Annotated in this window: 15 protein-coding genes; 14 read left to right on the top strand and 1 reads right to left on the bottom strand. The window is 64.3% G+C overall.

The features are described from left to right. Window positions 1–8 precede the first annotated feature (8 nt). From AC2TZ7_RS16820 to ureC, 4 genes are read left to right on the top strand one after another with little or no spacing between them, the layout of a single operon-like run. Entirely contained in the window at window positions 9–311 is a 303-nt protein-coding gene (locus AC2TZ7_RS16820; RefSeq protein WP_075776945.1) for an urease subunit gamma, read from the top strand. A gap of 59 nt (window positions 312–370) precedes the next feature. Further along, window positions 371–550: a hypothetical protein gene (locus AC2TZ7_RS16815; protein ID WP_152844786.1), complete on the top strand. Its 180-nt coding sequence runs from the start codon at window positions 371–373 to the stop codon at window positions 548–550. 4 nt (window positions 551–554) lie between these two features. Beyond that, a complete protein-coding gene (locus AC2TZ7_RS16810) occupies window positions 555–860 on the top strand; it encodes an urease subunit beta (protein ID WP_078520264.1) in 306 nt (101 codons plus the stop codon). Further along, window positions 860–2,566 carry an urease subunit alpha gene (ureC, locus tag AC2TZ7_RS16805; protein ID WP_489865078.1) on the top strand — a complete coding sequence of 569 codons (1,707 nt, stop codon included), beginning with the start codon at window positions 860–862 and terminating at the stop codon, window positions 2,564–2,566. The genes AC2TZ7_RS16810 and ureC overlap by 1 nt, the downstream gene beginning before the upstream one ends. An 8-nt stretch (window positions 2,567–2,574) precedes the next feature. Here ureC and AC2TZ7_RS16800 read toward each other — a convergent pair whose 3' ends face one another. Continuing rightward, window positions 2,575–2,919: a hypothetical protein gene (locus AC2TZ7_RS16800; RefSeq protein ID WP_489865077.1), complete on the bottom strand. Its 345-nt coding sequence runs from the start codon at window positions 2,917–2,919 to the stop codon at window positions 2,575–2,577. Between the two features lie 70 nt (window positions 2,920–2,989). On the opposite strand from AC2TZ7_RS16800, the gene ureE reads away from it, so the two are divergent. From ureE to AC2TZ7_RS16750, 10 genes are all read left to right on the top strand, one after another. Then, entirely contained in the window at window positions 2,990–3,520 is a 531-nt protein-coding gene (ureE, locus tag AC2TZ7_RS16795; protein WP_489865076.1) for an urease accessory protein UreE, read from the top strand. After that, entirely contained in the window at window positions 3,513–4,151 is a 639-nt protein-coding gene (locus AC2TZ7_RS16790) for an urease accessory protein UreF (protein WP_489866837.1), read from the top strand. Before ureE ends, AC2TZ7_RS16790 begins: the two co-directional genes overlap by 8 nt. 9 nt (window positions 4,152–4,160) lie before the next feature. After that, window positions 4,161–4,787, top strand: coding sequence for an urease accessory protein UreG (ureG, locus tag AC2TZ7_RS16785; RefSeq protein WP_098411628.1), 627 nt, complete (start codon window positions 4,161–4,163; stop codon window positions 4,785–4,787). 288 nt (window positions 4,788–5,075) lie between these two features. Then, on the top strand, window positions 5,076–6,356 hold the full coding sequence (urtA, locus tag AC2TZ7_RS16780) for an urea ABC transporter substrate-binding protein (protein ID WP_255266562.1): 1,281 nt from the start codon (window positions 5,076–5,078) through the stop codon (window positions 6,354–6,356). 58 nt (window positions 6,357–6,414) lie between these two features. After that, entirely contained in the window at window positions 6,415–8,397 is a 1,983-nt protein-coding gene (gene urtB, locus AC2TZ7_RS16775; RefSeq protein WP_489865075.1) for an urea ABC transporter permease subunit UrtB, read from the top strand. 94 nt (window positions 8,398–8,491) lie between these two features. Next, window positions 8,492–9,715, top strand: a complete 1,224-nt coding sequence (urtC, locus tag AC2TZ7_RS16770) for an urea ABC transporter permease subunit UrtC (protein ID WP_489865074.1) — start codon at window positions 8,492–8,494, stop codon at window positions 9,713–9,715. Between the two features lie 26 nt (window positions 9,716–9,741). Then, entirely contained in the window at window positions 9,742–10,482 is a 741-nt protein-coding gene (gene urtD / locus AC2TZ7_RS16765; RefSeq protein ID WP_489866836.1) for an urea ABC transporter ATP-binding protein UrtD, read from the top strand. A 16-nt stretch (window positions 10,483–10,498) separates the two neighbouring features. Then, window positions 10,499–11,194, top strand: coding sequence for an urea ABC transporter ATP-binding subunit UrtE (gene urtE, locus AC2TZ7_RS16760; protein WP_075776995.1), 696 nt, complete (start codon window positions 10,499–10,501; stop codon window positions 11,192–11,194). A gap of 195 nt (window positions 11,195–11,389) precedes the next feature. Next, entirely contained in the window at window positions 11,390–11,863 is a 474-nt protein-coding gene (locus AC2TZ7_RS16755; protein WP_489865073.1) for a c-type cytochrome, read from the top strand. 89 nt (window positions 11,864–11,952) lie between these two features. After that, the gene (locus AC2TZ7_RS16750) at window positions 11,953–12,447 is read left to right on the top strand and encodes a DUF6647 family protein (protein ID WP_489865072.1); all 495 of its coding nucleotides are present in this window, start codon (window positions 11,953–11,955) and stop codon (window positions 12,445–12,447) included. Window positions 12,448–12,586: the final 139 nt, after the last annotated feature.

Below are 12,586 nucleotides of genomic sequence, written 5' to 3'. Positions count from 1 at the left end.
GAAATACGATGAACCTGACACCGAGGGAAAAGGATAAGCTGCTGATCAGCGTTGCTGCGATGGTCGCGCGCAATCGGCTGGAACGCGGCGTGAAGCTCAATCACCCGGAAGCCATTGCAATCATTTCGGATTTCGTCGTCGAGGGAGCCCGCGAAGGGCGCTCCGTCGCCGATCTGATGGAGGCGGGGGCAGGGGTGATCTCGGCCGATCAGTGCATGGAGGGCATCCCCGAGATGATCCATTCCATTCAGGTCGAAGCGACCTTCCCGGACGGCACGAAGCTCGTCACCGTCCATCATCCGATCCGCTGAGATAAGCTCAGCTTATACAGACCGACCCGAAATAAGTTTTTCTAATGAAAGGCCGTCCGATGAAACTTGTAGCTGCTCTCGCCGTCCTCGCGCCCACTGCCGCGCTGGCCCATCCCGGCCACAGCGCTGGGAGCACATGGTTCTTCCATGACGGTCCGCTGATCGGGCTCCTTGCGCTCGCAGCGGTCGCCTATGTCGGGCCGGAACTGGCGCGCGCCCTGCGTCGCAACAAGGAGTGAGCCGATGATCCCCGGAGAAATCCTGCCCGCGGCGGGCGAGATCACGCTGAATGAGGGCTGCGAGGCGATCACGCTGATGGTCGCCAATACCGGCGACCGCCCGGTGCAGGTCGGCTCGCATTACCATTTCGCGGAGACCAATCCGGGGTTGGAGTTCGACCGGGACGCCGCGCGCGGCTATCGTCTGGACATCGCAGCCGGAACGGCGGTGCGGTTCGAGCCGGGCCAGAGCCGCGAAGTGCGGCTGGTGCCCTATCGCGGCTCGCGTGAAGTCTATGGATTCAATCAGAAAGTTATGGGGGCGCTCTGATGCCGGCCACGATCTCGCGTAGCACCTATGCCGATATGTTCGGCCCCACCACCGGCGACCGGGTGCGGCTCGCCGATACCGATCTGATCATCGAGGTCGAGCGCGACCTGACCACCTATGGCGAAGAGGTCAAGTTCGGCGGCGGCAAGGTGATCCGCGACGGCATGGGACAGAGCCAGATCTCCCGCGCGGGCGGCGCGGTCGATACGGTCCTCACCAATGCGCTGATCGTGGACCATTCGGGGATCTACAAGGCGGATGTCGGCCTTAGGGCTGGGCAGATCGTGGCGATCGGCAAGGCGGGCAATCCCGACACGCAGCCGAATGTCGACATCATCATCGGGCCGGGGACGGAAGTCATTGCCGCGGAAGGGAAAATCCTGACGGCTGGCGGGTTCGATGCGCACATCCACTTCATCTGCCCGCAGCAGATCGAGGATGCGCTGGCGTCGGGGATGACGACGATGCTGGGCGGCGGCACGGGCCCCGCGCATGGCACGCTGGCCACGACCTGCACGCCGGGGCCGTGGCATATCGCGCGGATGCTGCAGAGCTTCGACGCGCTGCCGGTCAATCTCGCGCTGTCGGGCAAGGGCAATGCCTCGCGCCCCGAGGCGCTGGTCGAGATGGTCGAGGGCGGCGCCTGTGCGCTGAAACTGCACGAGGATTGGGGCACGACGCCGGGCGCGATCGATTGCTGTCTGTCGGTGGCCGACGACATGGACGTGCAGGTGATGATCCACACCGACACGCTCAACGAGAGCGGCTTCGTGGAGAATACGCTGGCCGCGATCAAGGGCCGCACGATCCACGCCTTCCACACCGAAGGGGCGGGGGGCGGCCATGCGCCGGACATCCTGAAGGTGGTGAGCGCGCCGAACGTGATCCCGTCTTCGACCAACCCGACGCGGCCCTATACCGGTAACACGATCGAAGAGCATCTCGATATGCTGATGGTGTGTCACCACCTCGATAACAAGGTGCCCGAGGATGTGGCCTTCGCCGAAAGCCGTATCCGGAAAGAGACGATCGCGGCCGAGGATATCCTGCATGACATGGGCGCGATGTCGATCATCAGCTCGGACAGTCAGGCGATGGGGCGCGTGGGCGAGGTGATCATTCGCTGCTGGCAGACGGCGGACAAGATGCGCAAACAGCGCGGGCGTCTGCCGGAAGAGCAGGGCGATAATGACAACGTGCGGGTGAAGCGGTTCATCGCGAAATACACGATCAACCCGGCGATCACCCACGGGATGAGACAGCATATCGGCTCGATCGAAGTGGGTAAGCGTGCCGATCTGGTGCTGTGGAACCCGGCTTTCTTCGGCGCGAAGCCCGATATGGTGCTGATCGGCGGGTCGATCGTCTCGGCGCAGATGGGCGATCCGAACGGGTCGATCCCGGCGCAGCCCTTCTACACGCGCGACATGTTCGGGGCGCTGGGTGGCGCGCGGCATGCGAGTTCCGTCACCTTCATCAGTCAGGCGGCGCAGGCCAATGGGCTGGCGGCGAGCCTGGGGCTGCAGAAACAGACGCTCGCCGTCGAGGGCACGCGCGGCATCGGCAAGGCGCAGATGATCCACAATGCGGCGACGCCCGAGATCGACGTGCATCCCGAGACCTACGAGGTGCGCGCGGATGGCGAATTGCTGACCTGCGCACCGGCGGAGGTTCTGCCGCTGGCGCAGCGTTACTTCCTCTTCTGAGGATGGCGTCAGCCGCCGGATACGAGGCGCAGCCCGCGATCCGTGTCCCTGACGAGTTCGGGCAGGCGGTGCCGCGTCGGATCATGCGGTCGGGTTTGCAGCGTGCGGGTCACTTTCTCGCGCTGAAAGGCCGGGTCGGAGCGGATTTCGGGCGGCAGCAGGCGCGGCTCCAGCACCTGGCGGCGGCTGGTGACGATCTCCACCTTCGTCCAGCGGCCGAGACAGGGCATGTCGGGCTGGGTAAGATAGGCCTCGCGCAGCTCTGCCTCGCGGCGTTTGAGTTGTGCGATCTGCGCGCGGATTTGGGCCAGCTCGTCCGCGGGAGTGCGCGGTTCGAAGCAATGGTGGAACATTGAAAGACTCCTTTGCTGCGGAGCAGTCTGCGGTCGGAGGTTTGAGAAAGCGTTAAGGAGAGCCGAGAGAATGAGCGATTATCCGAAGGCCGAAAAAGTAGCGCCGAAGGGCGCCTGGCAGGCGGCGGTCGACTATGTGGCGCTGGATTACGAGGGGCGTTTCCTGCGCCGCAAACGGCTGGTTGCGGGCTCGGGCGCGGGATTTCTCGTGGATCTGCCGGAGGTGACGAACCTCACGGGCGGTGAGGCCTTCGTGCTGGAGGACGGTCGTTTCATCGAGGTGCGCCCGGCGCTGGAGCCGGTGCTGGTGATGACGGGCGATCTGACACGGCTGGCCTGGCATATCGGCAACCGTCACACGCCCTGCCAGATCGAGGCGGAGCGGCTGGTGATCCGCGCCGATCATGTGCTGGAAGCGATGCTGAAGCAGTTGGGCGCCGGGGTGTCGCCTGCGGTCGAGACCTTCCAACCCGAGGGCGGCGCCTACGGGATGGGGCGCACGATGGGGCATGAGCACGGGCATTCGCATGGCCATGGGCATTCCCATTCGCATGACCACGACCATTCGCACAGCCACGACCATCATCACGACCATGCCTGATCCGACCGCGCCCCTGTCCCTGATGCAATGGCTCTCCCCGGCCTTTCCGACCGGGGCGTTCGCCTATTCACACGGGCTGGAGCAGGCGGTGGCGGCGGGTGAGATCGGGGATGCGGCGGGGTTCGCCATTTGGCTGGGGGATGTGCTGGAGCACGGCGCGGGCTGGTCCGATGCGGTGCTGCTGGCCTGCGGGCTGCGCGGTGGCGATCTAGATGAGCTGGATGCGCTGGGCCGTGCGATGGCGGGTTCGGCCGAGCGGCTGCGCGAGACGGCGGAGCAGGGGGCGGCCTTCACGCTGGCGCAGGCGGGGTTGCGGGGCGTCGAGCTGCCGCCGCGGATCTTGCCGGTCGCACTGGCCGAGGCGGCGCGCGATCTGGACCTGCCGGCCGCGCAGGTGATTTCCCTCTTCCAGCATTCTTTCGCGTCGAACCTCGTCTCTGCGGCGATCCGGCTTGTCCCTTTGGGGCAAATCGCGGGACAAACGGTTCTGAGCGACCTGCACGGAAAAATCGCCGAGATCGCGGCACGCGCGGCGCAGGCGGAACTGACGGACCTGAGCTTCAGCGCCTTTCGCGCCGAGGTCTCGGCCATGAAGCACGAGACGCTCGATGTGCGTCTCTTCAAGACTTGAGGTGAGGATATGGGCAACGGACCTTTGCGCGTGGGTATTGGCGGACCGGTGGGCGTGGGCAAGACCACGCTGACCGAGCAGCTGGCGCGGGCCTTGGCGTCGCGCGTGTCGATGGCGGTGGTGACGAACGACATCTATACGCGCGAGGATGCAGAGGCGTTGATGCGCGCGCAGGTGCTGCCGGGCGAGCGGATCCGCGGCGTCGAGACGGGCGGCTGCCCGCATACGGCGATCCGCGAGGATGCGTCGATCAACCTCGCGGCCATTGCCGATCTGACCGCGAAACTGCCCGATCTGGAACTGGTGCTGATTGAGAGCGGCGGTGACAATCTGGCCGCGACCTTTTCGCCGGAACTGGCCGATTTGACGATCTATGTGATCGACACGGCGGCGGGGCAGGATATCCCGCGCAAGCGCGGTCCGGGGCTGACGAAGTCCGACCTTCTGGTGGTGAACAAGGTGGACCTCGCGCCGCATGTCGGCGTCGATCTGGCGCAGCTGGAGGCCGATACGCAGAGCGCGCGCGGGTCGAAGCCCTATGTCATGGCGCGGCTGCGCCAAGGTGCGGGCATCGAGGAGATCGTCGCATTTCTCGAGCGTGAGGGTGGTTTGGCGCTGAAACCGATTCCAGCCTGATAACGAAATAGTTGCCCGTTTATTGGGCGAAAAGTCACAATTTGTGCGAAAACTTCGGCAGACCCGCCCATTCGGCGGGTTTTTTGCTGCGTGGTGCCGGAATTTTTTGCCGCATCGCAGCATGAGGGCTTGGATATCGGAGGCGCCCGGCTATGCGCCCTGGTCGGAGGAATGGCCCCGACCGTTACCAATAGTGGAGGTTCGGCACCTGCAGAATGAGCCCATCAAGGGCCGCGCAGGGTCGACGCTAACGAGGGAAATGAAATGATCAATCGGCGTAAACTTATGATGTCTGCGGCTCTGGCCGGGGCCATGTCGATGAGCGGGGGCCTCGCCTTCGCGCAGGAGGACGACAAGATCAAAGTTGGCGTTCTGCACTCGCTGTCGGGCACGATGGCGATCTCGGAAACCACGCTGAAGGACACGGTCCTGATGCTGGTCGAAGAGCAGAACAAGAAAGGCGGCATCAACGGCAAGATGCTGGAAGCGGTCGTGGTCGACCCGGCCTCCGACTGGCCGCTGTTCGCCGAAAAGGCGCGCGAGCTGATCACTGTGGACAATGTCGACGTGATCTTCGGCTGCTGGACCTCCGTGTCGCGCAAATCGGTGCTGCCGGTTCTCGAAGAACTCAACGGCCTGCTGTTCTACCCGGTGCAATACGAGGGCGAGGAAAGCTCGCGCAACGTGTTCTACACCGGTGCGGCACCGAACCAGCAGGCGATCCCGGCGGTGGATTACTTCCTCGAAGAGCTTGGCGTCGAGAAATTCGCGCTGCTGGGCACCGACTATGTCTATCCGCGCACCACGAACAACATTCTCGAAGCCTATCTGCAGGACAAGGGCATCGCGAAGGAAGATATCTTCGTGAACTACACTCCCTTCGGTCAGTCGGACTGGTCGAAGATCGTCTCCGACGTGAAGGCGCTGGGCGCGGACGGCAAGAAGGTCGGCGTGATCTCGACGATCAACGGCGACGCGAATATCGGCTTCTACAAGGAGCTGGCGGCGTCGGGCATCACCGCCGAGGACATCCCCGTCGTGGCCTTCTCGGTCGGCGAAGAGGAACTGTCCGGTCTGGGTGAGGCGGATCTCAAGAACCTCGTCGGTCAGCTGGCCGCGTGGAACTACTTCGAGAGCGCCGATACGCCGGAAAATGCGGCCTTCATCGAGCAGTGGCATGCCTTCACCGGCGACGACAGCCGCGTAACCAACGACCCGATGGAAGCCACCTATATCGGCTTCAACATGTGGGTGCAGGCGGTCGAGCAGGTCGGCTCCACCGATGTCGACGAAGTCATCGCCGCAATGCCGGGGCAGGAATTCCCGAACCTCACCGGCTCCACCGCGAAGATGCTGCCGAACCACCACCTGACCAAGCCGGTCCTCATCGGCGAGATCATGGAAGACGGTCAGTTCGACATCATCTCGCAGACCGACCCCGTGCCGGGCGACGCCTGGACCGACTTCCTGCCGGAATCGGCGGTGCTCAAGTCGGATTGGCCGGGTCTCGATTGCGGCATGTACAACACCGAGACCGAAACCTGCGTTCAGAAGAAATCGAACTACTGATCGTGTCTTGGCCGGGAGGGGTGCGCCTCTCCCGGCCGTTTCATCCTAAGGGGACGGGATGCGCAAGTTTTTGATCGCGCTCGGGATTGTGCTGGCATTGGCCGTGCCGGGGCTGGCGCAGGACGCCGGCAGCGCGCCGCAGGCGGAGGCCACGCAAAGCGAAGCCACGGGGCTGCGCGCCGTGCTGAAGGACTATGCCAAGCAGGTCGCCAAGCCGTCGCGTCGCACGATCGGCCCGGTGATCGAGGCGATCGCGGCGTCGGGCGAGGGGGCCTCGCGCTTCCTGCAGGCCTGGTCCGACAAGCGCGTGGGGCTGCGCGAAAGCGATGGCGCCTTCTTCATCGTGAAGAAATCCGGCAGCGACTATGAGCTGAGCGATCCGGTCACCGGAGAACCCGCCGGCACCGCGCCGAAATCCGACATCAAGGAAGTGAAGCCGAATTCCGGCGTGCGGGCCGAGATCGGCGTGGCGCTGGTGCGGTTTCTGCTGAGCGATCCCGATCCAAAGAAACGCCGCGAGGCGCTGACCGCGATCGACCGCAATGGCGAGGCCTCGCATCTGGAGCCTCTGCGCGCCTCGATCCCCGACGAACCCGATCCCGGGATCAAGGCGGAAAAACAGCGGCTGGAGCGCCTGCTGACGATCCGCTTCGGCGAGGATGCCGCAGAGCGCGTCGCGGCGATCGACAGTTTCGGCGCCGATCTGGGGCTGGATTTCCGGGCGACGCTGAACCCGCTGGTGGCGACGACCCGCAGGGTTTTCGAGGGCGCGCCCGAGGGCAATGTCGCGGAAACGCTCAAGCCGGGCCGCGATATCCCCGAGGATGAGGCCTATGCGATGCTGGTGAGCGCCGATTTGGCGCCCGCGCGGATATCGGCCTCTCAGATGCAGCAGGCCTTGGCCGCGCATGTCGAGAACGGTCAGGTGGGCGGGCTGCCGCTGGCGGCGATGGCCGACCCGGCCAAGCGCGAGGAAGCCTATGCGACGCTGGCTGCCGCTGGCGAGGTGCCGCAGCGGCTGACCGACGCAGAGGCCGCCGCGCTCGTCGCCGATCACCAATTCGCCGATATCTATGCCGAGCCCGACCCGGAGGTGACCACCGCCGCCGAAGCCGCGCTGACCCGCGTGAGCCGCACGGTGGCGGGGATGCAGACGGTCGATCTCGGCCTCGATGCGCTCTCGCTGGCCTCGATCTATTTCCTCGCCGCCATCGGGCTGGCGATCACCTTCGGGGTGATGGGCGTGATCAACATGGCGCATGGCGAGTTCATCACGATGGGCGCCTATACGGGCTATGTCGTGCAGCTTTTCGTGCCCGATTATACGCTGTCGATCCTGATCGCGCTGCCTCTGGCATTTGCGATCACCTTCGGGGCTGGCGTCGCAATGGAGCGGCTGGTGATCCGGTACCTCTACAAACGTCCGCTGGAGACGCTGCTGGCCACGTTCGGCATCTCCATCGCGCTGCAGCAGCTATTCAAGAATATCTTCGGCACGCAAGCCCGTCCGCTGACCTCGCCGCCGTGGCTGGAAGGTGCGTGGACGCTCAACGACGTGGTGTCGATCAGCTATATTCGCATCGCGATCTTCGTCTTGGCGCTCGTATTCCTCGCCCTCTACCTTTGGGTGATGCGCAAGACGCGCCTCGGGCTGGAAGTCCGCGCGGTCACGCAGAACCCGTCGATGGCGGCTTCGATGGGCATCAACCCAGATCGCATCAACATGCTCGCCTTCGGGTTTGGGTCGGGCATCGCCGGGATCGCGGGCGTGGCGATCGGGCTTTTCGCGAAAGTCACCTCCGAGATGGGGCAGGACTATATCGTTCAGAGTTTCATGACGGTCGTGGTGGGCGGCGTTGGCTCGATCTTCGGCACGCTTGCAGGTGCCACGCTGATCGGCGTGCTGCAAAAGGGGATCGAGTGGCTCAACCCATCGAATACGCTCGCGGCGCAGACCTACATGATCCTCTTCATCATCATCTTCATCCAGTTCCGCCCGCGCGGCATCATCGCGCTCAAGGGCCGGGCCGCGGGGGATTGAGCATGCAACGCACTCTTATCCCTTCCTCTTGGTCCAAATATCCCGCGGGGGTGCGGGGGTGCGAAACCCCCGCCGCAACCTTGGAGGTCCGCGCATGAAATCCGGATTTCTCGCCAAGAACCCGTCCGTCTTGTGGTTCCTGCTGATCCTCGCGGTCTTCACGTTGGGCGTCACCTTCCTCTCCCATGCCTACGGGCCGGGGGCGATCTCGACCTCGATGGTCAAGACGCTGGGCAAGACGCTGTGCCTGTGCCTGATCGCCATCGCGATGGATCTGGTTTGGGGTTATACGGGCATCCTGTCGCTCGGCCATTTCGCCTTCTTCGGGCTGGGCGGCTACATGATCGGCATGTGGCTGATGTATGAGCGCACCCGCGACATCGTGCTGAAATCCGCAGGCGAGTTCCCGATGACGCCGCAGGAAGTCAATGACGCGATCGGCACGCAGATTTTCGGCGTGGTGGGCGGGTCCGATCTGCCCGCGATCTGGACTTTCGCGGGCAACCTGCCGATGCAGCTTTTGTTCGTGGTGTTGGTGCCGGGGCTCTTGGCGCTGGTTTTCGGCTGGCTCGCGTTCCGCTCGCGCGTGACGGGCGTGTATCTGTCGATCCTGACGCAGGCGATGACGCTGGCGCTGTCGCTCTACCTGTTCCAAAACGAGAGCGGGCTGCGCGGCAATAACGGGCTTTCGGGGCTGCAGAACATTCCGGGCGTGAGCGCGGGGCAGGATCATCTGTCCATCTGGTTCCTCTGGGCCTCGGCTTTGGCGCTGGGGCTGGGCTATATCGCGGCGTCGCTGATCGTCTCGGGCAAGTTCGGCTCGGTCATCCGTGGCATCCGCGACGACGAGGCGCGGGTGCGCTTCCTTGGGTATTCGGTCGAGGGCTACAAGCTGTTCGTCTTCACCCTGACGGCGGTGATCGCGGCCATTGCGGGGGCGCTCTATTACCCTCAGGCGGGGATCATCAATCCGGGCGAGATGGCGCCCATCGCGTCGATCTACCTCGCGGTCTGGGTTGCGATTGGCGGGCGCGGGCGGCTTTACGGTGCGGTGATGGGGGCGGCCTTCGTCTCCATCGTCTCGAGCTGGTTCACCGGGGGGCGCGTGCCCGATCTGCCGCTGGGCTTCTACACGATCGACTGGGTCGACTGGTGGCAGGTGCTGTTGGGGCTCGCCTTCGTGCTGGTGACCTTGTTCGCACCGAAAGGGCTGTCGGGGCTTGTCGACCTCTTCGAGGGTATTCGCCGTCCGAACCGTCATGGCGCGCCGCTCGGGCCGGATAAGGGCTCCTTCCGGGAAGAGGAGGCGCAGGAATGACGACGGCGGTCAAACCGGGAGCAGGGGTGCAGACCCTGCTGGAGGTCTCCGGCATCTCCGTCAGCTTCGACGGGTTCAAGGCGATCAATAACCTGAGCTTCAATATCGGCCCGACCGAACTGCGCGCGGTGATCGGGCCGAACGGGGCGGGCAAGACGACCTTCATGGATATCGTGACCGGCAAGACGCGCCCCGATGAGGGCTCGGTGCTGTGGGGCGAAAGCTCGACCAACCTGCTGCGGCTCAACGAGGCGAAGATCGCGCGGATCGGGATCGGGCGGAAATTCCAGAAGCCCACGGTTTTCGAGGATCAGACCGTGACCGAGAACCTGATGATGGCGCTCAAGGCCAATCGCAGCCCCTTTGCGGTGCTGGGCTGGAAGGCGGGGGCTGCCGATCGGGCGCGCGTCGAAGAGATCGCGGCGCAGGTGGGTCTCGCCAATCAGCTGCCGCGCAAATCGGGCGAGCTGAGCCACGGGCAGAAGCAATGGCTGGAGATCGGGATGCTCTTGGCGCAGGAGCCGAAACTGCTGCTGGTCGACGAACCCGCCGCCGGGATGACCTTGGCCGAGCGCGAGCAGACCACCGCGCTGCTGGTCGATCTGGCGCGCGATCATGCCGTGGTCGTGGTCGAGCATGACATGGAATTCGTGCGCCGTCTGAACTGCAAGGTGACGGTGCTGCATGAGGGGTCGGTTCTGGCGGAAGGCTCGCTTGACCATGTGACCGCCGATAAACGCGTGATCGAGGTGTATCTTGGCCGCTGATCTGACAAAACCCGCGATGCTGAAGACCGAGGGGCTGACGCTCCATTACGGGGGCAGCCAGATCCTGCACGGGATCGACATGGTGGCGCGTGCGGGCGAGGTGACCTGCATCATGGGCACCAACGGGGTGGGCAAGACCTCGCTGCTGAAGGCGATCTCGGGGACGCATCTGCGTTCGGGTGGGTCTGTCACGCTCGATGGTGCCGAGATGGGCCGGGTGCCGCCGCAGGCGATGGCGAAGGCGGGCTTGGGCTATGTGCCGCAGGGCCGGATGATCTTCCCGCTGCTGACCGTGCGCGAGAATATGGAGACGGCTTTCGCCTGCCTGCCGAAATCCGAGCATGTCATCCCGGATGAGATTTACGAGCTCTTCCCGATCCTGAAGGATTTTCTCAATCGCCGGGGCGGGGACCTCTCGGGCGGGCAGCAGCAGCAATTGGCGATTGCCCGCGCGATGCTGATGAAGCCGAAGCTGTTGTTGCTGGATGAGCCCACCGAGGGCATTCAGCCCAACATCATCCAGCAGATCGGGCGGGTGATCTCCTACCTGCGCGAGAAGGGCGATATGGCGATCGTGCTGGTCGAGCAGTATTTCGACTTCGCGCATGATCTGGGCGATAGCTTCTACGTGCTCAAACGCGGCGCGGTCGCGATGGAGGGCACGAAAGAGACCCTGACGCGCGAGGCGTTGCGCGAGGTGGTCAGCGTCTGAGGTGCAGGGCGCGGCCCGCTGCGCGATTACTGCCCGTCGCCTGAGCATGGCCGCGAGGGTCCATCTTTTTTCTAATTGCCCGACTCGCCCCTGTGGGCGCATCCTTTCCGCAAGGTCAGGTCTGTTTGGACGTAAGGCCGGACCTCAGGGAGAGACGGGCCGGGAGGGGCGCGTCTGTTAGGGAGGGAGAAACCCATGAAACGCGTTCTTATTCTGGCCGCGCTTGGCGCGCTGGCCAGCTCTTCGGCTGTTGTGGCTCAGGAGGTCTCGGTGGAGCGGGGCAAACTGGTCTCGATCACCTCGGGATGCCACGACTGCCACACGGCCGGTTACAACGAGTCCGGCGGCAAGATCGATCCGGAGGCGGCGCTCAAAGGCGTGCCGCTTGGCTGGCAGGGGCCATGGGGCACGACCTACGCGGTCAATCTGCGCGATGAGATCAAGGACATGGACGAGGACGGTTTCGTGAAATACGCGCAGACCTTCACCGCCAAGCCGCCGATGCCGTTCTACAACGTGCATGCGATGCCCGAGAGCGATCTGCGCTCGCTCTACCAGTATATCAAATCGCTCGGAGACCCGGGGGAGCCGATGCCCGAGGCCTTGCCGCCCGGGGAGGCCCCCACGACGCCCTATATCGTGATGGCGCCGCCGATGATGCCGAAATAGGGCGGCGCGGCTTGCGCCATCGGTCCTTATGACCGGCGTCATTTTCGTGATCGCCGCTTGCCTGCTATCCTGTCTGGGAAGGAGGCGTGATGATCCGAGCCATCGTCATAGGGCTTGCACTGTTATGTCCGGCAGCGGTCGGGGCCTGTCCCGCGCCGCTGCCGATGTCCGTGCCCGATGCGGTGACGGAAGCGCTCGCCGCGTGGATCGAGGCGCATAGCGACTACACGGTGCCGCAGGGCGCGCCTGCGATCTTCATGTGCCAGAGCGGGGAGGTCATCACCTATGAGGGGCATGACCTTCTGGTCGATCCCGATCTTCGCGCGGCCTATGATCTGATGGAGGATCGAATCTTCCTTGTCGGGCCGTGGTCCGAAGACGATCCGATGCGGCTTTCCTCGCTGCTGCATGAGTTGATCCACCGCGCGCAGTTCCACGCGCGCGACTGGCCCTGTCCGGCGGCGGCCGAGCCGGAGGCCTACCGGTTGCAGGAGGCGTGGCTGGCCGAGCGGGGGATCGATCCGGGCTTCGCCTGGGCCGAAATCTACCTCCATGCGCGCTGTCCCTCGGACCGTCACCCGTAGAATGCGCATCGTGAGATCCGACAAGGTTCCCTACATTACATTTCTGTAAGCGGATTGTTGCCAACCCGCTGACGTGTGGCGAAATTCTCCTTCGGCGAAGGGGGTATTCGCGGCTATGGAGGTGGTAACGAAGACGCAA

This window comes from Thioclava sp. ISO4, assembly GCF_058105145.1.
The sequence above is the reverse complement of the archived record's forward strand: the minus strand, read 5'-3'. Positions and strand labels throughout refer to the sequence as shown.

Excerpts from the sequence above, each read along its gene's own strand:
- urtE (WP_075776995.1), top strand. The coding sequence starts at position 10,499 with ATGCTGAAGACCGAGGGGCTGACGCTCCATTACGGGGGCAGCCAGATC.
- urtA (WP_255266562.1), top strand. The coding sequence starts at position 5,076 with ATGTCTGCGGCTCTGGCCGGGGCCATGTCGATGAGCGGGGGCCTCGCC.
- ureC (WP_489865078.1), top strand. The coding sequence starts at position 860 with ATGCCGGCCACGATCTCGCGTAGCACCTATGCCGATATGTTCGGCCCC.
- AC2TZ7_RS16750 (WP_489865072.1), top strand. The coding sequence starts at position 11,953 with ATGATCCGAGCCATCGTCATAGGGCTTGCACTGTTATGTCCGGCAGCG.
- AC2TZ7_RS16810 (WP_078520264.1), top strand. The coding sequence starts at position 555 with ATGATCCCCGGAGAAATCCTGCCCGCGGCGGGCGAGATCACGCTGAAT.
- ureE (WP_489865076.1), top strand. The coding sequence starts at position 2,990 with ATGAGCGATTATCCGAAGGCCGAAAAAGTAGCGCCGAAGGGCGCCTGG.
- urtB (WP_489865075.1), top strand. The coding sequence starts at position 6,415 with ATGCGCAAGTTTTTGATCGCGCTCGGGATTGTGCTGGCATTGGCCGTG.
- urtC (WP_489865074.1), top strand. The coding sequence starts at position 8,492 with ATGAAATCCGGATTTCTCGCCAAGAACCCGTCCGTCTTGTGGTTCCTG.
- AC2TZ7_RS16815 (WP_152844786.1), top strand. The coding sequence starts at position 371 with ATGAAACTTGTAGCTGCTCTCGCCGTCCTCGCGCCCACTGCCGCGCTG.
- AC2TZ7_RS16790 (WP_489866837.1), top strand. The coding sequence starts at position 3,513 with ATGCCTGATCCGACCGCGCCCCTGTCCCTGATGCAATGGCTCTCCCCG.
- AC2TZ7_RS16820 (WP_075776945.1), top strand. The coding sequence starts at position 9 with ATGAACCTGACACCGAGGGAAAAGGATAAGCTGCTGATCAGCGTTGCT.
- AC2TZ7_RS16755 (WP_489865073.1), top strand. The coding sequence starts at position 11,390 with ATGAAACGCGTTCTTATTCTGGCCGCGCTTGGCGCGCTGGCCAGCTCT.
- ureG (WP_098411628.1), top strand. The coding sequence starts at position 4,161 with ATGGGCAACGGACCTTTGCGCGTGGGTATTGGCGGACCGGTGGGCGTG.
- AC2TZ7_RS16800 (WP_489865077.1), bottom strand. The coding sequence starts at position 2,919 with ATGTTCCACCATTGCTTCGAACCGCGCACTCCCGCGGACGAGCTGGCC.